General features: G+C 28.7%; 1 protein-coding gene. It reads right to left on the reverse strand.

Annotation, left to right across the window (positions count from 1 at the left end):
• Positions 1 to 1,614, reverse strand: a 1,614-nt coding sequence (locus tag VK998_RS08535) for a bifunctional 4-hydroxy-3-methylbut-2-enyl diphosphate reductase/30S ribosomal protein S1 (RefSeq protein ID WP_325227626.1), incomplete at its 3' end; no start/stop codon positions are given.
• Positions 1,615 to 1,642: the final 28 nt, after the last annotated feature.

Raw genomic sequence — 1,642 nt, forward strand, 5'->3', positions numbered from 1 at the left:
TAAACCTAAAGATATTCTATTTTTATTTTTATTATAATCTAAAATTTGAACCTTAATCTTATCACCTGTATTTACAACTTCTGATGGATGATTAATTCTATACCATGATAAATCAGATATATGAATTAACCCATCTAAACCTCCTATATCTATAAAAGCACCAAAATCTGTCAGCCTTTCTACTTTTCCTTCAATTATATTGCCGATTTCCAAACTTTCCCAAAGCTTTTCTCTTTTCTTTTCTAATTCTTCTTTTTCAATTACTTTACTTGACAATACAACTCTTTTTCTGTTTCTATCAAAATCAATAATTTTTGCAAATAGTTTTTTACTCTTATATGCGCTTAGATCATCAACATATTCTAAAGAAATTTGAGATGCAGGCATAAATCCATTTATACCACTTACTAATACTGACAAACCCCCCTTTACATCAGTTAGTACCTTACATTCTATTTCCTCCTCATTTTTATATACTTTTTCAAGGATTTCCCAATTCTTTATAGTCTCTAGTCTCTTTCTAGAAAGAACTACATTGCCTTCCCCGTCATCTAATTTGACTATATATACTTCTACCTCATCTCCTTCTTTAAAAACATCCTTAGGCATTATATCAGGATCATTAGATAATTCTTCTCTAGTAATAATACCATCTGATTTATAATTGATATTCACCATAATTTCATTTTCAGTTACATAAATAACTTTACCTTTTACAACATCTCCTCTACGTATTTTAACTAATGTATTTTCTATTGCTTCCATTATTTCATTATTATTAATATTATCCATTGTATTAACAACCTCCTTAATTATCCAATCAGGTGTAGAAGCACCTGCAGTTATTCCTATTGTATTAAATTTTGCTAGCTCTTGTAAAGGTAAATCTTTAGATAATTCAATATGATATACATTATTGCAGTTTTCTCTGCTTATATCAGCTAATTTATTAGTATTAGAACTATGATAACCACCTATAACTATCATAGCCTCTACTTTATTTGATAATTCTTTACAAGCTGTTTGTCTTATATTGGTAGCATTGCATATAGTGTTAAATACCTTAGATTCCTTACCTTTGTTTACAATAATATTCGATAGTTTATTAAATTTTTCTAATTTATTCGTAGTTTGGGAAACAATACATATTTTATCATAATTAGATATATTTCTGGCTTCATCCTCAGTATTAACAATAATTCCTTCATTATTACACCATCCATTAATCCCAATTACTTCTGGGTGTTCTTTATCACCAATAATGATAATTTGATATCCTTTTTCACTATATTCATTTACTTTATTGTGTACCGACTTTACATAAGGGCAAGTACAATCAACTAAGTCTAAATTCAATTCTTCAATTTTTTTTTGAACTTTGTAAGGTACGCCATGTGCCCTTACAATAACCCGTCCTTTTTGTATACGATCAATTTCATCTATAACCTTTAATCCTTTTTTGCTTAGCTTGTCCACTAACTGAGAATTATGGACTAAAGGACCTAAGGAATAGGTGACCATACCTCCAGAATTATTTAAAACATCTTCAGCAGTTTTAACTGCCCTTTTAACTCCAAAACAAAAACCTGCATGTTCTGCAATATAAATCTTCACATTTTTTCCTCCTATACATTATTTAATG

Origin of the sequence: Schnuerera sp., assembly GCF_035459645.1 — a bacterium.
In the GTDB taxonomy this organism is placed as follows: Bacteria; Bacillota; Clostridia; order Tissierellales; family Tepidimicrobiaceae; genus Schnuerera.